General features: G+C 47.9%; 32 protein-coding genes and 1 tRNA gene. All 33 read right to left on the bottom strand.

Annotation, left to right across the window (positions count from 1 at the left end):
* Position 1 precedes the first annotated feature (1 nt).
* Positions 2-1,645: a tape measure protein gene (locus DSM2777_RS11255; RefSeq protein WP_061553991.1), complete on the bottom strand. Its 1,644-nt coding sequence runs from the start codon at positions 1,643-1,645 to the stop codon at positions 2-4.
* Between the two features lie 161 nt (positions 1,646-1,806).
* Positions 1,807-2,238: a phage tail assembly chaperone gene (locus DSM2777_RS11250; protein ID WP_061553990.1), complete on the bottom strand. Its 432-nt coding sequence runs from the start codon at positions 2,236-2,238 to the stop codon at positions 1,807-1,809.
* Between the two features lie 42 nt (positions 2,239-2,280).
* Entirely contained in the window at positions 2,281-2,727 is a 447-nt protein-coding gene (locus DSM2777_RS11245; protein WP_061553989.1) for a phage structural protein, read from the bottom strand.
* A gap of 2 nt (positions 2,728-2,729) precedes the next feature.
* A complete protein-coding gene (locus tag DSM2777_RS11240) occupies positions 2,730-4,070 on the bottom strand; it encodes a DUF3383 family protein (protein ID WP_061553988.1) in 1,341 nt (446 codons plus the stop codon).
* An 18-nt stretch (positions 4,071-4,088) separates the two neighbouring features.
* Complete coding sequence (locus DSM2777_RS11235) at positions 4,089-4,628, bottom strand: phage neck terminator protein (RefSeq protein ID WP_061553987.1); 540 nt, start codon at positions 4,626-4,628, stop codon at positions 4,089-4,091.
* A complete protein-coding gene (locus tag DSM2777_RS11230; RefSeq protein WP_004094694.1) occupies positions 4,621-4,968 on the bottom strand; it encodes a hypothetical protein in 348 nt (115 codons plus the stop codon). Before DSM2777_RS11230 ends, DSM2777_RS11235 begins: the two co-directional genes overlap by 8 nt.
* Entirely contained in the window at positions 4,965-5,426 is a 462-nt protein-coding gene (locus DSM2777_RS11225) for a hypothetical protein (RefSeq protein WP_025796645.1), read from the bottom strand. The genes DSM2777_RS11230 and DSM2777_RS11225 overlap by 4 nt, the downstream gene beginning before the upstream one ends.
* Positions 5,417-5,824, bottom strand: coding sequence for a DUF4054 domain-containing protein (locus DSM2777_RS11220; RefSeq protein WP_061553986.1), 408 nt, complete (start codon positions 5,822-5,824; stop codon positions 5,417-5,419). The genes DSM2777_RS11225 and DSM2777_RS11220 overlap by 10 nt, the downstream gene beginning before the upstream one ends.
* Positions 5,824-6,027, bottom strand: coding sequence for a hypothetical protein (locus DSM2777_RS11215; RefSeq protein WP_004094691.1), 204 nt, complete (start codon positions 6,025-6,027; stop codon positions 5,824-5,826). The genes DSM2777_RS11220 and DSM2777_RS11215 overlap by 1 nt, the downstream gene beginning before the upstream one ends.
* 33 nt (positions 6,028-6,060) lie before the next feature.
* Complete coding sequence (locus tag DSM2777_RS11210) at positions 6,061-6,999, bottom strand: DUF2184 domain-containing protein (RefSeq protein ID WP_061553985.1); 939 nt, start codon at positions 6,997-6,999, stop codon at positions 6,061-6,063.
* A 9-nt stretch (positions 7,000-7,008) separates the two neighbouring features.
* Positions 7,009-7,524, bottom strand: coding sequence for a structural cement protein Gp24 (locus tag DSM2777_RS11205; RefSeq protein WP_061553984.1), 516 nt, complete (start codon positions 7,522-7,524; stop codon positions 7,009-7,011).
* Positions 7,524-8,624, bottom strand: coding sequence for a DUF2213 domain-containing protein (locus tag DSM2777_RS11200; protein ID WP_061553983.1), 1,101 nt, complete (start codon positions 8,622-8,624; stop codon positions 7,524-7,526). Before DSM2777_RS11200 ends, DSM2777_RS11205 begins: the two co-directional genes overlap by 1 nt.
* 12 nt (positions 8,625-8,636) lie before the next feature.
* Complete coding sequence (locus DSM2777_RS11195; RefSeq protein ID WP_061553982.1) at positions 8,637-9,446, bottom strand: phage head morphogenesis protein; 810 nt, start codon at positions 9,444-9,446, stop codon at positions 8,637-8,639.
* Positions 9,436-10,695 (bottom strand): phage portal protein, encoded by a 1,260-nt coding sequence (locus DSM2777_RS11190; RefSeq protein WP_061553981.1) that lies wholly within the window; start codon positions 10,693-10,695, stop codon positions 9,436-9,438. Before DSM2777_RS11190 ends, DSM2777_RS11195 begins: the two co-directional genes overlap by 11 nt.
* Before the next feature lie 9 nt (positions 10,696-10,704).
* The gene (locus tag DSM2777_RS11185; RefSeq protein ID WP_174521854.1) at positions 10,705-12,045 is read right to left on the bottom strand and encodes a PBSX family phage terminase large subunit; all 1,341 of its coding nucleotides are present in this window, start codon (positions 12,043-12,045) and stop codon (positions 10,705-10,707) included.
* Positions 12,032-12,607, bottom strand: a complete 576-nt coding sequence (locus tag DSM2777_RS23765) for a terminase small subunit (protein ID WP_071889898.1) — start codon at positions 12,605-12,607, stop codon at positions 12,032-12,034. Before DSM2777_RS23765 ends, DSM2777_RS11185 begins: the two co-directional genes overlap by 14 nt.
* Before the next feature lie 323 nt (positions 12,608-12,930).
* On the bottom strand, positions 12,931-13,116 hold the full coding sequence (locus tag DSM2777_RS11175) for a hypothetical protein (protein ID WP_061553980.1): 186 nt from the start codon (positions 13,114-13,116) through the stop codon (positions 12,931-12,933).
* Positions 13,103-13,507, bottom strand: coding sequence for a hypothetical protein (locus tag DSM2777_RS11170; RefSeq protein WP_061553979.1), 405 nt, complete (start codon positions 13,505-13,507; stop codon positions 13,103-13,105). The genes DSM2777_RS11175 and DSM2777_RS11170 overlap by 14 nt, the downstream gene beginning before the upstream one ends.
* On the bottom strand, positions 13,504-14,046 hold the full coding sequence (locus tag DSM2777_RS11165) for a KilA-N domain-containing protein (protein ID WP_061553700.1): 543 nt from the start codon (positions 14,044-14,046) through the stop codon (positions 13,504-13,506). Before DSM2777_RS11165 ends, DSM2777_RS11170 begins: the two co-directional genes overlap by 4 nt.
* 306 nt (positions 14,047-14,352) lie before the next feature.
* On the bottom strand, positions 14,353-14,541 hold the full coding sequence (locus DSM2777_RS11160) for a hypothetical protein (protein WP_061553699.1): 189 nt from the start codon (positions 14,539-14,541) through the stop codon (positions 14,353-14,355).
* Positions 14,542-14,583: 42 nt separating this feature from the next.
* Positions 14,584-15,033, bottom strand: a complete 450-nt coding sequence (locus tag DSM2777_RS24470) for a lysis protein (RefSeq protein WP_043494640.1) — start codon at positions 15,031-15,033, stop codon at positions 14,584-14,586.
* Positions 15,030-15,572 (bottom strand): lysozyme, encoded by a 543-nt coding sequence (locus DSM2777_RS11150; RefSeq protein ID WP_061553978.1) that lies wholly within the window; start codon positions 15,570-15,572, stop codon positions 15,030-15,032. The genes DSM2777_RS24470 and DSM2777_RS11150 overlap by 4 nt, the downstream gene beginning before the upstream one ends.
* A complete protein-coding gene (locus tag DSM2777_RS11145) occupies positions 15,569-15,787 on the bottom strand; it encodes a class II holin family protein (protein WP_061553977.1) in 219 nt (72 codons plus the stop codon). Before DSM2777_RS11145 ends, DSM2777_RS11150 begins: the two co-directional genes overlap by 4 nt.
* Positions 15,788-15,911: 124 nt before the next feature.
* Positions 15,912-15,988, bottom strand: a tRNA-Asn gene (locus tag DSM2777_RS11140).
* A gap of 369 nt (positions 15,989-16,357) precedes the next feature.
* Complete coding sequence (locus tag DSM2777_RS11135) at positions 16,358-16,852, bottom strand: hypothetical protein (protein WP_156088273.1); 495 nt, start codon at positions 16,850-16,852, stop codon at positions 16,358-16,360.
* 116 nt (positions 16,853-16,968) lie between these two features.
* Entirely contained in the window at positions 16,969-17,172 is a 204-nt protein-coding gene (locus tag DSM2777_RS11130) for a protein ninH (RefSeq protein WP_061553696.1), read from the bottom strand.
* Positions 17,169-17,531: a RusA family crossover junction endodeoxyribonuclease gene (locus DSM2777_RS11125; protein ID WP_061553695.1), complete on the bottom strand. Its 363-nt coding sequence runs from the start codon at positions 17,529-17,531 to the stop codon at positions 17,169-17,171. The genes DSM2777_RS11130 and DSM2777_RS11125 overlap by 4 nt, the downstream gene beginning before the upstream one ends.
* Positions 17,528-17,818, bottom strand: coding sequence for a DUF1364 domain-containing protein (locus DSM2777_RS11120; protein WP_025796672.1), 291 nt, complete (start codon positions 17,816-17,818; stop codon positions 17,528-17,530). Before DSM2777_RS11120 ends, DSM2777_RS11125 begins: the two co-directional genes overlap by 4 nt.
* Positions 17,811-18,497 carry a metallophosphoesterase gene (locus tag DSM2777_RS11115; protein WP_061553976.1) on the bottom strand — a complete coding sequence of 229 codons (687 nt, stop codon included), beginning with the start codon at positions 18,495-18,497 and terminating at the stop codon, positions 17,811-17,813. The genes DSM2777_RS11120 and DSM2777_RS11115 overlap by 8 nt, the downstream gene beginning before the upstream one ends.
* Positions 18,490-18,918, bottom strand: a complete 429-nt coding sequence (locus tag DSM2777_RS11110; protein WP_061553693.1) for a phage protein NinX family protein — start codon at positions 18,916-18,918, stop codon at positions 18,490-18,492. The genes DSM2777_RS11115 and DSM2777_RS11110 overlap by 8 nt, the downstream gene beginning before the upstream one ends.
* Positions 18,911-19,078 carry a NinE family protein gene (locus tag DSM2777_RS24465; RefSeq protein WP_096080455.1) on the bottom strand — a complete coding sequence of 56 codons (168 nt, stop codon included), beginning with the start codon at positions 19,076-19,078 and terminating at the stop codon, positions 18,911-18,913. The genes DSM2777_RS11110 and DSM2777_RS24465 overlap by 8 nt, the downstream gene beginning before the upstream one ends.
* Complete coding sequence (locus DSM2777_RS11105; protein ID WP_061553692.1) at positions 19,075-19,515, bottom strand: recombination protein NinB; 441 nt, start codon at positions 19,513-19,515, stop codon at positions 19,075-19,077. The genes DSM2777_RS24465 and DSM2777_RS11105 overlap by 4 nt, the downstream gene beginning before the upstream one ends.
* Complete coding sequence (locus DSM2777_RS11100; protein ID WP_061553975.1) at positions 19,515-19,787, bottom strand: phiTE_015 family protein; 273 nt, start codon at positions 19,785-19,787, stop codon at positions 19,515-19,517. The genes DSM2777_RS11105 and DSM2777_RS11100 overlap by 1 nt, the downstream gene beginning before the upstream one ends.
* Between the last annotated feature and the right edge of the window lie 4 nt (positions 19,788-19,791).

Genomic DNA, 19,791 nt, shown 5'->3' with positions numbered 1-19,791 from the left:
GCTAGCCCCCTGTATTAAAGTTTAGAGTGTTTCCAAATCCAGAAATAAAATCTCTAGCCTGATTTCCAATCGCCGTTTCAACGGCATCAGCGATATCATTCGGGTCACTAGTTGCAGCATTCACGGTCAAGTTTATGTTTGGTTTGTAATCGATAGATGGAATACCACCAACACCGCCAATAGAATTACCAAGATACGTCCTTGGTGGGGATAGGCTAGTTAGGTTAACTGAGGTGGCAGAGTCAACAGCACGACTACCGTATAGATCACCAAGAGTCGTATTTTTAGCCCATTTACCGAATGAAGTATCACCGATCAAGTTATCCATAGCCCCTTCAACCGCTGGGTATAAAAATGATGCTGTCAAGGCTTTATTCAAAAATCCACTTCCTTTTCCAGCCCCCCCAGTATTACCGGCTGTAGCAATCGCGGTTCCCGTCGAAGTGGCTGCTCTAGTCGCTATACCCAGCGTAGCAAGCACCCTAGTTAACCATTTACCTGCAAGATATACGGCAAAGGATTCAAATATCGTCTTCCACCCACCAACAGCGTCTTTTATCCAGCCAAGTGCATTTATGAATTTATCAATCCCACTCTTATAATTATTATAATCGCCTAAAATATCGCCCATTATGGAAGGGCGACCTTGCGACCATGCAACAAAATCATCACACAAAAGGTAAAGTAATGCTATTGCTCCAACAGCTAACGCGATAGGACTAGTTAACGCAGTAAATGCAGCAGAGAGAAGGTAAACAGCGCCGACCAATCCAGCCGCGCCTAACGCTACCCCAAGTATCTTTACAGCGTTCTCAGCGCCGCCGAGGGCGTCGGTAACAATATCGAGTGAATATTCTACTTTGTCTGCCATCCACAGGAACTTATTTGCTACCCATGTCACCGCTCCGCTGCTGCGGTTAAGCCTGTTGATAAACATCGACCACCTGTTGTTTACCAGAACGAGCGCCTGACCAATGGTCATTGGTATCCGCTTGTACATCTTATTGAAGTAATCACTCATGTTCATGGTGGCCTGGATTACTTCTTTGGTTGTCAGCTTCCCTTCGCTGGCTAATTTTTTCAGTTCTCCTCTCGGGTATCCCAGAGATTTAGCCAACTGGTCAAGATACTGCGGTGCAGCCTCTGCCATTGCCCTGAACTCATCACCCTGCAATGTGCCTGAGCCTAGCGCCTGAGAAAACTGAAGGAATGCTGATGCCTGTTCTTGAGCGGTAGCACCACCAACTACTAATGCCTGAGACAGAGTGGATGTGACCTTTTCGACCTCTTCAGAGGTTTTAAGGTAGTCCTGCGCTGCATTGCCAATACGGGTGTATACCTCCGCGTAGGCCTGTATTCCCATTCTGTTTTCGGTTGCCTTCTTAGCTACCGCATCGAAAGCTTCACCAACATCACCGACAGTTTGCGGAAGGAGGCCAACCCTGGACTCAAGCGATTGCATGGTGTCAGCAGTTTTGGAAATGTTTGAGATGGTTACAGCACCGAATACCGTAGCAAGAACACCGCCAAGCGCATTGAATGACTGAATGGTTTTATCGACCTTTCCGTCTACTCTGTCCAGTCCTCGCCCCACGCTATCTGATCCGGTAAGGCCGAGGCGGATAAGTAATTCACGAATAACCATTTACTTCTCCATTGGCGTGTTCAGATAGTCGGTCATCTCTATGAGTGCATTAAGCTTGAGCAGGTCTTCGCATGTGATAAGTCCTGACTTCACTTCTGCAACCGTACACATATTTCTCATTATTGGACGCCACACCCATAGCTCTGTTTCAACATCTTCCCTTAGCTTTCCCGTGTCGCGCCTTTCGCCAGTGACTGAACCCGATTTGCCAGCTCTTCTGGGCTTAACCCAAACAGGGTGAGAACTTTCGTAAAAAAAGGGGTGAAGTTGAGCTTCAGCACTTCCCAACACAGCTCGAAGAAGTCGAACAGCGTGTCTACTGTGAACACAAGGTTAATCGCGTTAGGGCTATCAATTTTCTTCTCATCGCTCACACTGATAACGGATGAGTCGCGTAGAATTGGGATGATCACCTCTTCCAGCGTCTTTTCATCAATGCCGGCTAGCAACTGAATGGCGTTTGCATCACCACCTGAAGCCAGACCTTTATCTAGAAGTGTCTTAAGTTTCACTAGATGTTTTGCGGCGGCGAAAGCATTCATCTTCGCGGCCTTAAACTCTTTATCGCCAATACTAAATGTGGTTAATTCCATTTCCGTTAATCCCCAATAAAAAACCGCCCGTAGGCGGCCTATTTAAACGTTGTTCCCGCCTAGCGAGAATTTAAGGTCTGCACACTCAAAGGTGTAAATACGTTCGCCAACCTCATTGGTTGAGAAAGCCACATCACCGAGTTGGTATAGCCAAGCCTGACCTGCGGCAATAACGGTTCGACCAGAGAAGTCGGTCACCGAAACTGGGTAAACGGCCTTGCCATCATCAGTCAGCGAGTCAAGATTCATCAGTGCTGAGATTTCATCGTTAGCAATTGAAGTTTGCATAAGATGTAATTCAATCTGACCGCGCTTATCAGTTACGCGCGCGCGCCCGACAGAACCATCCAATCCCGCTTTTGATTCATAGAAGTTTGCATTTTTACGAGCAGTGATAGAGTCACCATCACTAAACCCTGTAAGCAGTAGCGGTCCGATAGTGACAAACACCTCAGAGCCGTCATAAGTGCCAGTTAATTCAGCAGACATAATTAGCCCTCATAGCTGTAAGTCAGTGATCCGTTAATCTCAACCAGTTGAATTGCACCAGCTAAAAGCGCCACGAACTCAATGTATAGAGTGCGTGTTGCTTTAATATCTGCTGACACATCAGCCGCGTTTGGATAGGTGATTTTAAATCCTGGCACTGTATTGCCATCGGCATCCCGCTCATCAGGAGCAATACCGCCAGCCTGCTGCCCCTGAATAAGCGAACCGTTCAGGTTATTCACAATCAGCGCAATTCCGCCGTTGGTATAAGGGACTTTTTTCTGGCGGATCATCAGCGACGCCATGTTCTTCTGAATTGTGTCAACCAGCCAGTCACGGAATCGCACAACATCAATCCACTCACCAGAGGCCACCTTCCCTTTGTTAATTAGGAAGGTATTCTCCGCATATTTCTCATACGCGTTAGCATTCTTTTGGAATACATAGCTCTGTTCGGTGTCACTGAATTTACTTGGTGTGATTGCGGATAAAGTTTTTAGCGCCCATGTTTCGCCGCCCGGAGCGATAGTAAAGCAACGCCCCATCCATGCCATTTCTGGATATTCTGTTGCTGCGGCCTTGTGAGCGATCAAGCTAGTGCGAAGATATTGCAGTTCTTGCAGTTGAGATGCGATATCTGTATCACCAGAAGCCCAAATGCCAGCAGTGTCACTACATGCAAAGAACAGCTTTGTTTGGGTCTCTGCCCATGCCGACGCTGCACTGATGAGGTCATCGCCTCGCTCTACTAATGCAAACCCATACCAACCTGAATCCTCTTGCTGAATGCCATTGAGATCAGCCGCTAATCCATCATCAGACCCCGAGGATGAGATACCCAAGTTAGTAACCGGCTTAATAACAGTGGCTGTGTCTGGCGCTTTGATTGTCAAACTTAGCCCATCTGCACTAGCCGTTGCAGTAAACAGCGCAGCAATAACAGATTGCGCGGTAAGGGCTGTATTCAGACCGGTATAAACGTCCTCAGCATCATCACCGCTAGCCGCGGTATAGGTAATATCAGTCCCGTTTACATTAAACGTAAAGATATTCCCTGCCACAATCGATGGAATGGTTACCGTTAGGTTTACTAACACAGCATTTCTACGGCCAACCCATGCCTGATTTGGTCTTGGTGTTTGGCTAAAGACAGCAGAAAGCGCCTTAAGCGTTTGCGGATCTAGGCCATCTTGTTGCGCTGCGTTATAGCTTGAATATTTGCGTACCCGCTCACTAAAAGCCGTTGTAGGCGATACTGCGAGCGGAATACCGAATGACGCCTTAGCGATACTCGCTGTATCCAGCGAAATAACCACATTGGCGATTTGGCTCAAATCTGCCATTTGATAACTCCGTATTGATTAGTCGGATGTGACGGCGAGAGTGATGTGTGTTTCTATGCCGCCGATGTCGCCATTCGCATCAACGGTTTCAATAAGGCCAACGTCATCCAGATATTTGCCTGTATAACGAAATGTTAAATCTACGTTTGCCATAGCTTCGAAGTTTGCTTCATCACGTAGGCCTGTCAGATCATTGACCTGCGCATTGTTGCTAATAACGAAGCGTTCTTTACGCATGAGATAACGGCTAGTTGTCTTTCTGATGTTATTCACCAGATCGTCGCAATACTCTCTGGCGCTTCCGCCGTAAACGTTCACCATCACCGTTCCCTCTCGAACGCCATGTGAGGGCATAACGCCACCATCATCAACCTCTCCATGCTCATCCCTTCCGACCGTAAGGCGTGTGGATACGCGCAACGTGGCATAGGGTAGCTGTAAGCGAGAGTTATTCTGATTGGCGTAGGAAAGTGGGATGGTGATTAACTGAGATAGAACACGGTAGGCGGCAGATTCAACAGCATCAGGAACAAATTTTGATACCGTGGTTTCAGCCATCGCGCTTCCTTACTACATAATATTTATAGTGTGAGATGATGCCGTTCTGCCATGGTTCGCGGTGCTTAACCTCATAGTTAAATCCGTCAATCACCACAATGGCGGGCTGCGCCATGTCGAAATCGTCAGTGATCTGCAACTTGGTATCGCTGTATAGCCTGCGATAATCAGTTAGCCTACGCCCAGCCTCTAAACTCTCAATCTCCTGCGTGTCTTTGATGCTTTGCACGCTGAAATAGGCTTGAGACTCCACCATCTCACCATCAACAATCACACCGTTAACCAGCGTAGATGGAGCAGGGGTAAGCACTTTGTAAGGTCTGCGGAATGGGTTACTCATTTCGATTTACCATAAGGATGAATGGCGAAAGTAACTGAGTTGAGCATCACGCCCTTGTCTATCAGCGGCTTTGATGACCCCTTCAGTGACACGGTCAATGGAGCATTAGGAGCCCACTCTCCATTAGTAATGCTTTTCTTGACTCCATTCACCATTTCTACACCGGCTGCATTTAGAAATTGCATGAACGTGGCCTTTCCGAGCAATACCTGAGTAACGCCATTCACTGAGAATTTCTCAAGTCGTGATACTGAATTGTCAAAATAGGTTCGCATGAATGGGCGTGATGGGATCTTTCTAGTCCCGAACTCATTCCATGTAGCGTAATCGGCAACAAGAACGCCGTCATTCACCTCCCCCTTCTGAATGCCCGTTACTACCTCTTTGCTTCCAGTCGCTTTAAGCTCTTGCTTGAGGTTATCCCAAAGCCTTTTGTTATCCGTTATCTTTACGGACACAAGCAACCTCCTACTATTCCTCTCGTCATAATAGAAAAACCAGCCCCCATGCGTTTACGGAGCAACTGGAGCAGGTTTCCATATGTGGTGCCACTGAGGTAGCTGGAATCGCTGGAAACATTGCCATAGGTGATAGACAAATCACCTTCTTTGCGTGACAAAACCTTACCAGATGAAGATGATCCATCCTGAGAATATCCGCCCGGCGATGCCATGATATGTGCTGCCATTAGTGCTAGTGCAACGTTATAGGCCTTTCCATATTCATCAACACACACATAAAACGTAGCAAAATCGATATACCCCTGAACCACTTCATCGGGAACAGCCGCAAATTCAGGCGCAAGCTTGCGGAAGATTTCCAGAGGCGTTAGGCCTTCAAATGCGGCGATGTTCATTACTTTTTGTCCTTCTCTTTCTTATCCACAGCAGTAGCGGTTACTTCTTCGTCTTTTCCCGCAATACGTAGTTCGCCTTTAGTGATTGATGCCTGAACGGTTTTATTGTCCTTCCATTTATCATCAATCTCTGCGGTTTGACCCGGTGCCAGTTTCTGTCCAGCGATGTAATAAAGACGTGCGGATGAGTTAGTGATCTTCATTGTTAATCCTTAAAGAAAAGAGGCCGAAGCCTCTTAAATGCCTTTGATGAGATGTAGAGTCAGCGGCAGGTATACCTGTACGCCAGTAGCGCGGCTATGGCATGGGATTTTGATTGCCAAGTTATTCGCCTGTGGAGGTAATTGCTCGAACGGCTGCGGAATTTCCATAGAGGCGTTGTCAGCGTTACGCTCCATTACCAGTGCAGCTTTAGTACCTGCTCCATCAATGTCTTCCAATTCGTTTACACGGATCCACTGCATGCCCGGATATTGGGTATTGAAGTAGGTCATGTAAGACGTGTTGGTGTTAGGCATCGGCTTAGAAAGGATTTTGAATGCGCTAGGTGGAAGTGCGATCACGTTAGCGGCATGCAATCCTTTGGTGATGGTCTCGATAGCAGATACAGCATCTTCCAATTCACCTGACGCAATTTCACCAGTTGTCCAGCCAGCAGAGGTAGTTACTAGAATGTTTGGATGGTCAAGCACCCCGACAATCTGATAGGCGTCATCACCGAAGAATGCCAACTCATTAACTTTAACGTCATGAGCTCGTCGGGCTGCATTGGCCAGTCGAGTTGGCAGGTTTTTGCCAGTTGCCTGTGATGCGCGGATTTCCATCAGGTCGTATTCGTAGAAGTTACCAAGGCTGAATACCTTGCCTGTTTCTTCGCGATAGTTAACCCCTACGTTTGGCAAATCATCTGAATAGTCGGCGATGATTCGCGCCATACCAGTTGCGTCCATTACACCGTAAGTGAATGTTTTGGCGTATGCAGGGATTTCAAAGGTCACTGGGAAAAGCGTGGTTGCTGTCAAAGCAGGGTATTCGACTTCGTAAACCTTAGATTTAACGTAGTCCAACTCACGAGCGAGGAAGATTGATTCCCCTTCGTCAAGTCGCAGTCCATTAGCCGCTGCACTAAGCTGAATAGCTTGCAAGTCAGCTTCATCGTAATTCATCTGTTCCATTATCGTTCCTTATTCTGAGGCTGCTGGTTGTGTTGCTTGATTGCGGATCTGAACTTCAGCCAGATGGATGGTTTCACCAGCGCTATTTTTGTAGTTGGTGAATCGGCCTGTGAACTTCCAACCAAGCGCCAGAGAGCCGCCAGTTGCCGCCACTTTCCCAGCATCAGCATCAGAGGTAAGCACATTTACATCTGCCCCCATAGTTGGCGCTGCTGTCAAGGTGGTCACCGCCCAGATTCGCCCCCATGTCATTACGTTAACGGCATCGCCATTCTCGTACTGACCCGTAACGCAACCATAGTGGCTGAATCGGCAGATACCCATCAGGTTTGCGGCGCCGCCTGCGGCTGATACCTGTTTAACTACACGCTTGTCATTATCGACTGATACGCGAGCTACAACATAGCCGGGCTTAATAGCACCTTGGGCAGCATTACAACCATCGGTAATTTGATGAGTTGCATCTGAACGCATACCCGGCATAGCGATCTGCATGTTGTTATCGTATGAGGTTTGAACGGCCATTATTTAGCCTCCTTTTTGCCATGAAGGCGGTCGAGATACTTTTGGCGGGCTGCGGCAGAACCTTTCAGTTCAGATGCATCATTGCGTGTTTCCGCTTTATCCTGATTGACGATTTTGCGCTGCTGCTCCATAGGAGCTGACTCAATCGCCATATCGAACGCGACGTTGATGTAGGTGTCGTCTTTACCGTCTAGCTTGATGGATGGCTTCAGCTTGGCTACAACCGACTTCTTGACGGAAATGTCATCCAGCCCATCGCACTTGATACCGTGCTTCTCTGCTTTAGCTTCCAGTTCGGCGCGAGCTTTAATAGTTACAGCCGCATCCTCTCGAGCCTGCTTCAGTTTCGTTTCAAACTCAGCTGCATCAGCCTTGAGAGTGTCACGCTCTGCGGTGATGGTTGAGATTGTGGTATTAGCCTCATCAAGCTTTGTCTGCTTGTCAGCGGCATCCTGTTTCAGCGCCAGATATGCAACAACCACTTCGGGGGCTGCTTCATATTCAAGGTCGCTGTCTAAGCGGATCTTCTGCATTGTTTTACCTTTTGGTTGGTTGTCGTCATCATCTAGGGCGATTTCTTCATCACCATCGAGATTTAGTGTTGCCACGTCTCCGGCGCGAGCCTTTGAGACGAGAGCTAAATGATTGATGCGGATGTTTCGCTGCACGGCGTCATAACGCTGTCCATTCCATTCACCCGGTGTTTCATCGAGGTCTAAGCGATAGCCAAGCGATAATTGCTTAGTCTTTCCGCTGGTCGCTGATGTAACGGCGTTTTCGTCATACACCATGATTGGCACAACAACGTTTTCACCATCCTGTCTAGCTGGTTCCAGCATGGTGCCGACCATATGCTTTTTGGCATTTTTTGAGTTGACTGCTCCGGGGTGACCAATAGTGATTGGTTTTCCTTTGAAGCTTGCCAGTGAGTCTGCGTTAAACACTTCCTCCGGTGGGCGAAACTCGCGACGTTCTGATCCGTCTGGATTGCGGTAAATTTGGATACCGACACGCCCAACTACAGGTGTGTCCTCAAGGTATCTGTCCTCATTTACAGACGCGCGGAGTTCTCCCACATCAAATCGAGATACTGTCTTCATTGATTGCCTTATTTATTCGCCGATATCGAAAACTGAGCCCGACCAGTCAGGTTCGGCATAACAGCGGCAGCGGATTGGCTGCCCGGGGTGTCCATCGGATGGTGGGCTTGACCACTTAAAGCGCTTCCCTTCCCGATCAACATGAATTTGCCTTTCACGATTATCGAGAACGCCACGCCAGATATAACCATCTATTCCAGCGTCTGCCTGTCTCTGCTTTGTTAGTGCAGAGTTGGCCTTACCTATCTGATCAACTGCGATAAGCTTTGCTCGCCTTTCAGTGACGCCGTAGCGCTCCTGAATCTGCTTTTTTATGGTGTCAGCACTGGAGCCGTTCATCACGCCACGTTGAATGATGCCTTCCATGTCTGATAGCTCATCAGCAGGAATAGATTTAATCAGACGAGTGTTTTCAGATACCCATAGCTCTTGCATTTGGCGCAACCAAGGCTCTGCTCTATAGGCGTCAACGCCGAGTACGCCGAATGAAGTGGGTACCGTTGTTTGACCTGCGATAATGGCTTGTGATGTGGGTAGCTCTACCCCAGTCCCACCCTTTACGATTAAACGCCATTGCTTATCGTTGAACTGGCTGGTTAGTGAGAAGAAGGACGGAAGCCTTTCAATGACTGGTTGGAATATCCGGTTACCTGCATTGCGCAGATAAGCCAAAATAGCCGCCATATCGTCCTGCCACCCATCAAAACGTATGTCACCATATGATGAGTCGATTTCTTTGTTGAATTGCCGTGTAGCCTTTACCAAAGCGTTTGTGTAGTCACGCTCTACACCGTAGGGATGAAGCCATACTCTAGCCATCATTCATCTCCGGATAGACATACCCACCGCGTTTTTTGAGGGTGGCAATACCTTCATCATTACTAACCCAACCAAGCTGAGCATAACGCTCGTCGGCCTGTGACCATTGATTAGCTGTTTCTGCCCGCTCTTTGTCGGTCGGCACAGATAGAGGGTTAAACTTGATAGTCCACGTTTTATCTGTCGTGAGGAAGGTAACTGCTTTCTCAATAGCTGGTCGCGCTTCATCTTTTTGCTTACGTCCAACTAATTGCTTCCATGACTCAGGCACCGTGGTTTTGTCAGCACCTTGCCCAGTTGGTGTCTTGGTAAAAAGGATTTGCTCATCAATACCAGTTAATGCAGAGATACGGAGTTGCTTTCGATCCTGAACATCAACTACACCAGACAAGTCGCCATTCAATAGCTCATACTTCTCAGTATTAGCATCAACGCCAATGGTATTCCCGTTACTGCGGGTCATATCCACCATGTTAAGACGTGCCTGAACAACGTCCCTACCTTCACCGTCTTTACACAGTTCAGCCAAATCAGCAGCAGACCATACGCCTTGTTGCTTTCTTTCCAGCAGACTTGTTGCATGGTTATGGCTCATGCCGTAATCGGTTAGTGCATCGTAGATACCCTGTAAGCAGGATGCGCCCCATCCTTGGTTCTGGTGACGTATCTGGTTTGGCAACCGCTCACCATCGAAGATGTGGCACCGGCTGGCGTGTACGTAGTACGGTGTGCCGGATATAGGGTTAATCTGGTACTGGATGATTTCCCCGTAAGTCAGGCTTTCCGGATTTAAGTCGCGGAGGAAAGGCTGAACCTGATAGCGGTCATACACCCGAACAAACTCTAGACTCCCCTCGCCAATCTCTGACGTTAGCTCACCGCCATCATTTACGCCGAACAACATCAGCGATCCACCATAGAGACGAGCCCATGCCACTGCATCAGTGAAATGCTGTGTCAGATTTAACTCATCCCACCGAGACATGATCTCCGGTTCGTTGTTGGCACCTTCAATGGTGAATCCGGCGCGAAACATCTCATCGGCAACCAAATCGACAATGCGACGACCCAGCCCATCACCGAGATAAATATTGTCTAATGTCGTTCTGGTTAGCAGATGTGCGAAGCGGATCCGACTGTATGCCGACCTGTCACCGCCAGTACCAATGTTCATGAACACATTTTGATAACTGTCCATGCGTGATTGTTGTTTATTGAGTTTCTTTTGCTGTCTGTTGCTACGTTTAGCCATTGCCTCACCTTAACCGGCAAGAGCTTTTAGCCTTGCCAGAGCATTAGAAGTTGGCGCAAAGGCCATGATCAAGGAGTCGGCCATGTTAGGCGACGGGATGCCGCGCTTTTTCATGTCCTTTTTGCTTTCAACTTTCACTCTGCCGTTATTGTCGTAATCAACGCGTGGGCGTGAAAGTTCAGCCTTGAGGTATTCGAGGTTTTTGATATCGGATGAAAGGCTTATTAGTTGGTCATCAGGGAAGGTTTCACCATGCTCTATCGCTCTCCATGTATTGTAGAAGCGCTGTCTAACCATCCACCAAGCTTGTGCCTTTAGGTTGGAGAACATGTCTTTGTTTGTTTTACCTGGCATGTATTCACTATCAGGCTCAAATACAGCGGCGGCGGCATTGAATCCCTCTACCTGACTTCTGGCAATGCGATTGAGCTGCGCCTTAACGCCAGCACCAACGCCGATTGAGTCGTAAATAACCTTGTCAGCACTGATGCTGTCTGCATACTGGTTTACTCGGTTGGCAGACTCGATTACATCGCCACGACTCCACTCCTGCACATCCTTAACAACTGATCCGTGTGCCATTGTGATGGCGTTGCTATCTTCCCCTTCATCTGCAACGTCAAAGCCGATTCTCTTGGCACCAGACGCAGTGAATTTGAGTTTGATATGGGAATCTACTGCTGCGGCAATCCATGAAGGTTTGATGATAGCAAGGTCGCTATCCGCTACTGGCTGCCCCTCCCAAATGTGCTGATAAAGATCGAAGTCTTTACGCTTGCACTCATCCATCTCTAGGCGCAGAACATCAGGAAAGTGAGGATTATCATTCCAGTTAACCGTTAGTAGGCAAATGTCATCAGGTGGATTGATAACGAACCTTTGGTGTGTATCGTCCAAAATGTTCTTCGGGTTGTAGCTTACCCATATCTCGCTACCGGGCTTTCGAATGGTTGGGATCAGCACATCCCAACTCTCTTTGGTTACCGCCTCAGCTTCCTCTACCCAGCAAATGTCGATACCTTCCAGTGATTTCACTTTTGTGATGTTGTTCTTAATTCCGTAGAACATGAACAAGCTGTTGGTAGCAATATGCCTGATGTAGACCTTCTGGATCTCAAACTCGCTGTTATACCCTTCGCGCTCTATCGTATCTGCGATCAGCTGAATAACTGAGTCGGCTATGCTGGCCTGAAACTCACGAGCACAGAGAAATCGATATGAGCCTCTTCGCGCCATTTCAACCAAGAGCCTTGCAATTGACCACGACTTACCACTACCCCGCCCACCCTTAGCTACCTTGTAGCGGTGTGGCTTGATAAACGGCTTGAATACTGGATTAAGCATCGTCATCTTCAAAAAGCTCCGATAGTGGTTTTGTCGCAGTGATGGTTAGCTTCGACTCTTTTGGCGGTTCCCATCCCTGCAAATCGGCCAGTTGCTTTATTGCCGCCTTTGGGTCGTGGAGCTTTATCGATATTCCACGTTTCCCAGCAGTCAGCTCAGATATAGCAGATAAGGCACCTGCGCTTTGTAGCGCGGAATTCTTGAATCGCCATCCGGCCTGAATAATCGGATTGCCATTATCGTCAGTACCGCACTCTGCTTCGCTAAACTCGACCATCTCATGCAGTGATGCCCTTGCCATCAAACTAAGGCGCTCAAGAGCCTCCTGACGCGACATAACGGCATCAGAGATAGCTTCTTTGTTCATCTCGTCAATGAAAGCTTTCACCTTAGGATTGGTTAGGATTTCGCTAGCGCAAGCACTGGCCGTCTCATCCTTTTTTGCCTTCCCGCCCGCTTGTTTATATGCATCTATTTGGCTAAGCCCCTTAACGATGCCTAACGCAAACTTCTGCTGTAATTTGGTCAGATCATCGAATAGGGCTTTCTGGTGTTCAGTTAGCTCCATGTCGATTCCTTTTGATTGTCATTAAACATGGCTCTCGTAAGAACCATCTGTAATGTGAGCCGTCTGTTCCGGCTGTCAGTGACATTTCATCCGCCATCGCAGTCACCGCGAACCATGAGGGGCAAACCGTGCAAAACCCCGGCGTTATCCCTTACATCTTATTCCGCGCACTCGTCCCGAGGAGAACCAGTATTACTGGAGGGAGTCTTTGTTAAACGCGAGAGATGTGTTTACGTGAAGAGGGATGGACTAACACGACCACTGAGTGGTAAATGAATTTTGTTAGCCAGACTCGCCCCGCTTCGCAGAGGTGCTAACTGACTTCATTCTTCCGCTTTACTTGGATTACCGTATCGCTTTTCGCCTGTGCGCTTTAGCACTCGTAATTGAAGATTTACTGCGCGAATAATTTCCTTAGCCGCTGCCACTCTTCCCGTATCGAGAAGCTTAAATGCGTTTCCCATGACTTCTTCTATGTAATCAATACGATTGTATTCAGATTTGGTCATTGAGCTCACCTTTCGGTATCGTTAGCAGCCCATATTCATCCCTGTCGCCAATGTCTTCTAGCATGTCGCCAAATCCATGAACTAAGGCGTTCATATATTTTATGCCGCGCTTGCTTAGCTCTGGAACTTTACCGCCGCATATCACTGCGCCTTTGGCTGGAGTGGGATCAAATTTTTTCAGAAGCTTTGAGTAAAACTTTGCTCTATAGCTACTTGTCATTCGGTCTTTTGGATATCCGTCGAGGAGACCCCATAAGAATGAGTGGCTTACTTCAATATCCCCAGTTGCATATCGGTAGATTGGACGACGCCATATAGCCACTAGGTGAAGTAAATAAGCCTCTGCCACGCGAGAGCAGAAGAAATCACATGAGGTTTCATTATTCATCATGGTTTTCCCTCCGGCAGACCGGGGATCGTAACCTGAATCTCTTCAGCTAGTAATTTACGCTGAGACTCCAATTGGTTTTTCTCACCACCAACACCCCATTTGTTCATTATTCTGGCGGCAGTACTCACGCGACGCTTTTTAGACTGATATTTAAGCTCTAGCAGGTTTGCCTGAGCAAACTTACTAACCTGCCCTAATATCACGCTTCTGAATGTTTGATATACCTTCAATTCAAATGCTGGAGATAACCAAGCTGCGTATCTGAGAGCAATAAGCTCATGCGCCCACGTACCTCGCTCGGAGCCTCCATGAATGGTTCTAAGTATTTGATTTTGTTCCAAGGTGCTTTTTAGCTCCTTGGTCACTTCATCGACATAACCCTTGATACCATCTGCTTTAAGGAACTTACTTGGCTTTTGCCAAAGCTTGGCCTTCTTAGCCGCCACTGCCGCCTTGTGTAAATCATTAAGATTGTAAGTACCAAATTCTGTATTTCGAACTGGCATATTTTCGATAACAATATTCGTTGGATATTGCATGATGACTTCCTTTTAGTGATAAACCTTGCGCTCAGGAAGAACCAGCCCGTAGAGGGTTCATCAGACCACTGCTGATCTCCTCAAGGCTTATCCTGAAAGGTTCTACGGTAGAATTGCGCCGAGCGTGGCGCTGATGGTTTACTTCAGTTGTAAAAAAGCCCCACCGAAGTGAGGCTATAAAGTGGTAACGGATGCTTTACCCTGATAAATCAGGAGATTTAAGGGTTCAAGCCTTTTTAGCTCTTCTTCCCGCATGGTCACCTCCTATTATTTTAAGTACTGGGCGTGGGTATAGATCTGTAATTCCTAGCCGAGCTTAGCGCGAACCAGAGCATCTTTAGCTTCAAGTAATTTGCGCAGACCTGCTGATTTTTCAGCACCATCAGCCAATGACTCATCCATCAGTTTTGCTAGCTCGCCGATTGGCTTGCTAACTTCCTGTAGATGAGCTGGAAGATGTTCATATGCGAAATACTTCATGATTGGTGCAGCCATTTTATTTCCTCTGAATGTAAAAAGCCCCACCGAAGTGAGGCTCTATTGGCACTGTGTGCGGATATAACTCTGTAACCCGTTAATCATTGTTTCGGATTGTTTGATTCGTTCGACGAGACTGAGATAATTGCGTTCAAACTCTGCATCATATCGGGGGCTGGTTGCATCAGGCTTGCCGGTGGCGGCGGTGGTTTCGGGCAGCTTTGGACAACTGGCCGCGATGCGCAGCCGCTTAGTGCCAGTGTTAAGGCCAACACGAAGAGTTTCAATTTCACTTTTTGCATTAGCTAATTCCTGAGTGACTTTGATATCGAGCTCGGCGGCCTGTACTCGTTGCCGCTGGATGTTTTCGAGGTCTGCTTTCTGCTGATTGGATACCTGAGTGATTTCTTTCAGTTGGGTGTTTAGCGACTGCATCTGGCTTGTCGTGTACCACATGCCAACTAGTAGAGCGATGATGATCGAAAGTAACGCGGTGGTTAACTTGCTCATTCATCCAATCCCCAGCACGCCAGCGCACTTTCCTGATCACGTCTCTCCACTTGACCATAACAGCCATTCTTTTGGCCTTTGGTCAGGCGGCAGTCACGGCCACCATCTTTAATCCACCAACGGATTGCCTCACAAGCACCTTTCCGATCGCCTGAATTAAGTCGCTTATAGAACGTTGAAGGGAAACATTTACCGGGGCCGATGTTGTAAGGGCAGAATGATGCAATGCCTGCTTTCTGTGGTTCGGTAAGGGGGACGTGAATATTCCGCTCTACCCAAGCTAATGCCTTGTCGCGTTCTATGGCGTTTACTTGGTCGCATTTGGACTGCGTTAACCTCATCCCCTGAACGACTGGCTTACCATCAACCATGGTTGCACCACGGCATATCGTCCAGACTCCACCGCCATCTCGGTACGCCGTTAGGCTGCTTCCTTCTTTCTCATTCAGAAACTGGTCAAGCAATACCGGAGCCGATGCACCTGATACGATGAGGGTAATCATTGCTGCGCTTAATTTATTTCTCAGGGATGGATTCATAACTCACCCCTTGAGGCTTTGCGCCTGTCTTCTTTTACCTTGAAGTAGAGATTCGTTAGAAACGTCAGGAAGCCAAATAGCAAGCTTCCAAGAACGCCAAACGCTGCCCACTGTTCAGGTGAGAAGCCATCAAGGAGTTGTTTAAGCCAGAATAAGGCGCTACCGCCTGACGCTCCGTAGGAAATACCTGTTGTGATTTTGTCCATACGTAGCATCGTCTCACCTCCCCGTAGGGTTAGGCGCTGAGTAATTAATTAGGGAATAGCGTCATCCGTATCCATGCCAGACAAGGAATATGTGAGTGCGGTTGGTTGGTTTTGGATGACGCTAAATTAGAATTGGCGGTGAGTTAGGGATTCGAACCCTATACCATTCGGTTAACAGCCGACCGCACATGCCTTATGTGCTTCCTCACCAGAATGAAAAAGCCCCGCACGATGGCGAGGCTTGAAAATGTGTTGCTGTGGATGCAGGTCTGTCCAAGCCTTTCGGCATCACACCATATCTTGCACCTGTGTTTCTGGATATCCACAACTGTCATGAGCACTGCCAAGCACCACATCGTTGAGCCTTGGAGGTTATCGAATCAATACTCATGCAGTTGTGCAGCACACCAAACGCTCCGGTTTACCCTTCTTCGCTGAGTGATGTGCTGAAAACTAAAAAGGCCAGCGATTAAGCCAGCCTTTTCTTTGTTACTGCGCTCTTTCACTTTTGCTCCCGAGCATGCACTAAAATATACACTTTCATTTCCCAAAATCAAGAGAAATAGAAAATATTTTTACTCATGCTGCATTTTGAAGTATTTCCTTCTCCATTGCATGCTTCATTGCATAGTACATTTCCTCTTCCAGTATCTCTTCACACCAGATAACCCGCTTTCGGCAAAATTGAACATCTGCACCAGTGATGTATGAAATCATCCGTGCAATGTCTTGCGGGCATTTGCGATCGCAATATCGTTTAATAGCTACATCGCGGATCAGGCTTCCACGCTTAATTGCTTTCTTCATGACTGACTCAACAAAAGCGGCATCATCTGATTCTTTGGCGAGAGCGATGATGTTGCTTGCTGAGGATGCTGGTATCACAATTTCACGGGACTTCTTGAACAACTCTTCACCTCGATAACCTTGCTTGTGAAGACTGTTCACCACTTCAACTATCCGCTCAGACTGTGTTTCGCTCCACTCTGAACGAACCATTAATCGACCAATTACGTTAACGCATCCTGAAGGAGCATCATCACCGCCGAGGTAATGGCCCCAGAGCGACAACATATAGCGCGTCCACACTCGCTGTGATGGCGTGATGGTCTTCTTCCCTCGGCACCAGAGTCGTCGTAAATCTGCCTGTCTAAATACCATGGGCAGTGTGTAAATCGCGTCTATTGGTCTCATCGCTTACCCCACCTATTTTTCCCGCAATCCCCGCGAGCTGTCATGAATACGCCATTCACTATTGCGTGGTGCTTGGCCTCTTTGTCGTGAATGTATTTGGATATGGTTTCTCTGTTGATGTGCAGCCGTCGTGCTAGCTCGCTCTGATTGCCGTATGTATCGACTAGCATGTCGGGTATGGTTCGGATTTCGGCATTCATATCCCCTCCAGTTCGGTGATGACTACTTCCAGCTTTCCGCCCTTCACCATCTCACCGCGCCGCACCCTGAAATCATCAATCTGCTCGTCGTCTTCCATGAATCCAGCATGCACAAGCGAATCAAAGACAGCCTTTTGCAGGTTGTCTAAGTCTCGGCGGCGTTTGTCTGGTACGTGGGCGGTGATTGAGAATTTGAGTCTGGAGGTGGTGTTAATATCGAGGTTTTGTTGCTGGATGATGGTGATAATGTTTTGTCGGTATTTTGTGCCTTTCTCGCTGATGTAGTGCCGTTGCCTTGCGTGTCGCCAATATGTGTTTAGGCTCGGCGGGTACGGCAGCGTTAGCCGGTATTCCTTCATAGTTTTAGCTTTCCCTCTGCAATCAGCGCGGCCTGAGTTCGTATTACTCCCTCAAGGTGTGCCATATGCGCTTCACCAGCGTCTGTGCGCCTTGTCCTGCGGTCTATTTCATCGTGACATGCAGAGCATGCCCAAGCGCCGAATAAGTCGTTAGGCTTCATCCCTACGCCGCATAATCCAGCCATTCGAAAATGAGCCAGCACTACCGTCTCGCTGTTACCGTTACATATGCCGGGTAAACGCACTTGGCATTCTCGGCCTTGGGCTTCTTTCCGAAGGTTAGCCATTGTTATCTCCTATCTGGATAACGGTCAGGCCGTGACCAAACACCGCACCTGTGTCGATATAGCGCTGATTGAAAAAATTCATCTGGCTGCGAGCTGGCGTGTGGCCGAAAATAAACTCGTCCGCACCGGTAATGTTGCAGCCGACCCCGTCCATCGCGTTACTCACCCGCTCTCGATTCCAAACCACTTCCTCCTCATCAACACGTTTGCCAAATACGTATTCGTTTGATGGGTAGTCTGCATGGGCGATCACGTAACGCTTGCTGGGGAAATTGACTTCGATAATCAGCGGTAAACTTTCTGCATGAGTGATTAATGCCTTAGCGAGAACCTCTTGGTCATAATCGAGATAGAAGAACCAGCCGCCGCCATTAGCTAGCCAGTGATTTACATTGCCGGCGCCGTTTAATGCCTGAATAGCCATCTGCTCATGGTTACCGCGTACAGCTCTAAACCATGGCTGAGTAATCAGGTCTAGGCATTCGACGTTCTGCCCACCACGGTCGATTAGGTCACCAACTGAAATCAGCAAATCTTCGGCAAAGTCGAAATTAATATCTTCTAGGTACGTCATCATTAGGCCGTGGCAGCCGTGTAAATCTCCTACTACGTAAACCTTTCGATAGTCAGCTCCGTTAATACGTAGGTATATCCCTTCGCGGGTTTCACCTTTAGCCATTCTCACTCTCCTTCATCATCAGGTAGACGATCATGGCGGCACGGAGGGGGTTGATATCTTTATATCTAAATGACTTTCCATCACTCATGACATTATCAGCTACCCACTCATTGCTATGTGCTATGTATTCCTCTGATTCATCTGTGAATTTATAATGAGGACTAATACTTATAAGGGATTCACAAATAATCAGCCATGCGTCTGATGGGTTGTTGCAGGGGTTGAATGGGTTTCCGTTCGATGGCCTGTATCCATTAACGAAATGCTCCCTAGTTTGCCAGATCGGACCCCGTTCGCTTGGTTCAATGTCATCATCAAATTCGTCCTCTGCATCAAGGAAGAAGAAGTGTTTAGTCATACCAAGTGCATTGGCAACTTTGCAGTTAATCTCAAAGTCGCTCATCTTGCTGTAATCAGTCATGTCTATTCCTCGCTCGCACTCTCAGCCAACGCACATCATGCAGGTGGGCGCTGTAGTTGAAAGTTACTGTTGATATGGGTTGTGGTTTACTGCGTGGAGTGGATTTGTTGAAGATTAAGTTGTCTATCGCTATTTGTGTCGGACTTCGCTGTCGCTTCATGCTGCTGAACTCCTGTTGTGTTGTTGAGCCCAGCGCATCGCGGCTATGGCATCATCACCGAACTTAACGTTATGCTCTGCACCAAATGCCTGTATCAGCTCTATCAGGTCACGCATTTCACCCACAGTCATTCGACTAGTTGATTGCCCAAGCACAACGAACCCGCCCTCAATGCCAGGCGCCGATCGCTGACCTTTGAGTGATGCAGTGAATATGTGCTTCCAGTCTTCACTGCTGAGAGTTAAACCATGCCAAACGACTTGCTCACTGATATCGTTAAGCATTGCCCATAGGCGCGCATTCTGGTCTAGGGTTCTGGTTCGCTCTTGGATGGTTACTACGAGGGGTGAATCTGGATTGACTGGGAGTGACTGGATGAACTGTATGGCGTTTTGCTGTCGGTGTCGGTCTATCAGAAAATAGGCCTGTTTATTCATCACTCCCCCTTAACCTTGATGCCAGCTGCGCGGATCGCTTTAATTACATCTTCCTTAAAATTGAATACACCATCTGACCAAACATATCTCTCACCGCTATCGATTTGCTTCAGGCTTGGTAGCTCAACCTCCACCGCCTCGCGGCTTGCTTGCCATCCACGCCACACAGCATCTGTTAATTCTGAGGCATACTTTCCATTTTCATGCTTAGCTAGCCCGCCGTTAATCAATCCGTTTCGGCATTCGGCTTCAAACTGTTCACGACTTGTCATGACT

The sequence above is a fragment of the Obesumbacterium proteus genome (assembly GCF_001586165.1).
Lineage (GTDB): Bacteria > Pseudomonadota > Gammaproteobacteria > Enterobacterales > Enterobacteriaceae > Hafnia > Hafnia protea.
The sequence above is the reverse complement of the archived record's forward strand: the minus strand, read 5'-3'. Positions and strand labels throughout refer to the sequence as shown.

Coding starts and splice junctions, on each gene's coding strand:
- DSM2777_RS11255 (WP_061553991.1), bottom strand. CDS start 1,645: ATGGTTATTCGTGAATTACTTATCCGCCTCGGCCTTACCGGATCAGAT.
- DSM2777_RS11250 (WP_061553990.1), bottom strand. CDS start 2,238: ATGGAATTAACCACATTTAGTATTGGCGATAAAGAGTTTAAGGCCGCG.
- DSM2777_RS11245 (WP_061553989.1), bottom strand. CDS start 2,727: ATGTCTGCTGAATTAACTGGCACTTATGACGGCTCTGAGGTGTTTGTC.
- DSM2777_RS11240 (WP_061553988.1), bottom strand. CDS start 4,070: ATGGCAGATTTGAGCCAAATCGCCAATGTGGTTATTTCGCTGGATACA.
- DSM2777_RS11235 (WP_061553987.1), bottom strand. CDS start 4,628: ATGGCTGAAACCACGGTATCAAAATTTGTTCCTGATGCTGTTGAATCT.
- DSM2777_RS11230 (WP_004094694.1), bottom strand. CDS start 4,968: ATGAGTAACCCATTCCGCAGACCTTACAAAGTGCTTACCCCTGCTCCA.
- DSM2777_RS11220 (WP_061553986.1), bottom strand. CDS start 5,824: ATGAACATCGCCGCATTTGAAGGCCTAACGCCTCTGGAAATCTTCCGC.
- DSM2777_RS11215 (WP_004094691.1), bottom strand. CDS start 6,027: ATGAAGATCACTAACTCATCCGCACGTCTTTATTACATCGCTGGACAG.
- DSM2777_RS11210 (WP_061553985.1), bottom strand. CDS start 6,999: ATGGAACAGATGAATTACGATGAAGCTGACTTGCAAGCTATTCAGCTT.
- DSM2777_RS11205 (WP_061553984.1), bottom strand. CDS start 7,524: ATGGCCGTTCAAACCTCATACGATAACAACATGCAGATCGCTATGCCG.
- DSM2777_RS11200 (WP_061553983.1), bottom strand. CDS start 8,624: ATGAAGACAGTATCTCGATTTGATGTGGGAGAACTCCGCGCGTCTGTA.
- DSM2777_RS11195 (WP_061553982.1), bottom strand. CDS start 9,446: ATGATGGCTAGAGTATGGCTTCATCCCTACGGTGTAGAGCGTGACTAC.
- DSM2777_RS11190 (WP_061553981.1), bottom strand. CDS start 10,695: ATGGCTAAACGTAGCAACAGACAGCAAAAGAAACTCAATAAACAACAA.
- DSM2777_RS11185 (WP_174521854.1), bottom strand. CDS start 12,045: ATGACGATGCTTAATCCAGTATTCAAGCCGTTTATCAAGCCACACCGC.
- DSM2777_RS23765 (WP_071889898.1), bottom strand. CDS start 12,607: ATGGAGCTAACTGAACACCAGAAAGCCCTATTCGATGATCTGACCAAA.
- DSM2777_RS11175 (WP_061553980.1), bottom strand. CDS start 13,116: ATGACCAAATCTGAATACAATCGTATTGATTACATAGAAGAAGTCATG.
- DSM2777_RS11170 (WP_061553979.1), bottom strand. CDS start 13,507: ATGATGAATAATGAAACCTCATGTGATTTCTTCTGCTCTCGCGTGGCA.
- DSM2777_RS11165 (WP_061553700.1), bottom strand. CDS start 14,046: ATGCAATATCCAACGAATATTGTTATCGAAAATATGCCAGTTCGAAAT.
- DSM2777_RS11160 (WP_061553699.1), bottom strand. CDS start 14,541: ATGGCTGCACCAATCATGAAGTATTTCGCATATGAACATCTTCCAGCT.
- DSM2777_RS24470 (WP_043494640.1), bottom strand. CDS start 15,033: ATGAGCAAGTTAACCACCGCGTTACTTTCGATCATCATCGCTCTACTA.
- DSM2777_RS11150 (WP_061553978.1), bottom strand. CDS start 15,572: ATGAATCCATCCCTGAGAAATAAATTAAGCGCAGCAATGATTACCCTC.
- DSM2777_RS11145 (WP_061553977.1), bottom strand. CDS start 15,787: ATGCTACGTATGGACAAAATCACAACAGGTATTTCCTACGGAGCGTCA.
- DSM2777_RS11135 (WP_156088273.1), bottom strand. CDS start 16,852: ATGTTGTCGCTCTGGGGCCATTACCTCGGCGGTGATGATGCTCCTTCA.
- DSM2777_RS11130 (WP_061553696.1), bottom strand. CDS start 17,172: ATGAATGCCGAAATCCGAACCATACCCGACATGCTAGTCGATACATAC.
- DSM2777_RS11125 (WP_061553695.1), bottom strand. CDS start 17,531: ATGAAGGAATACCGGCTAACGCTGCCGTACCCGCCGAGCCTAAACACA.
- DSM2777_RS11120 (WP_025796672.1), bottom strand. CDS start 17,818: ATGGCTAACCTTCGGAAAGAAGCCCAAGGCCGAGAATGCCAAGTGCGT.
- DSM2777_RS11115 (WP_061553976.1), bottom strand. CDS start 18,497: ATGGCTAAAGGTGAAACCCGCGAAGGGATATACCTACGTATTAACGGA.
- DSM2777_RS11110 (WP_061553693.1), bottom strand. CDS start 18,918: ATGACTGATTACAGCAAGATGAGCGACTTTGAGATTAACTGCAAAGTT.
- DSM2777_RS24465 (WP_096080455.1), bottom strand. CDS start 19,078: ATGAAGCGACAGCGAAGTCCGACACAAATAGCGATAGACAACTTAATC.
- DSM2777_RS11105 (WP_061553692.1), bottom strand. CDS start 19,515: ATGAATAAACAGGCCTATTTTCTGATAGACCGACACCGACAGCAAAAC.
- DSM2777_RS11100 (WP_061553975.1), bottom strand. CDS start 19,787: ATGACAAGTCGTGAACAGTTTGAAGCCGAATGCCGAAACGGATTGATT.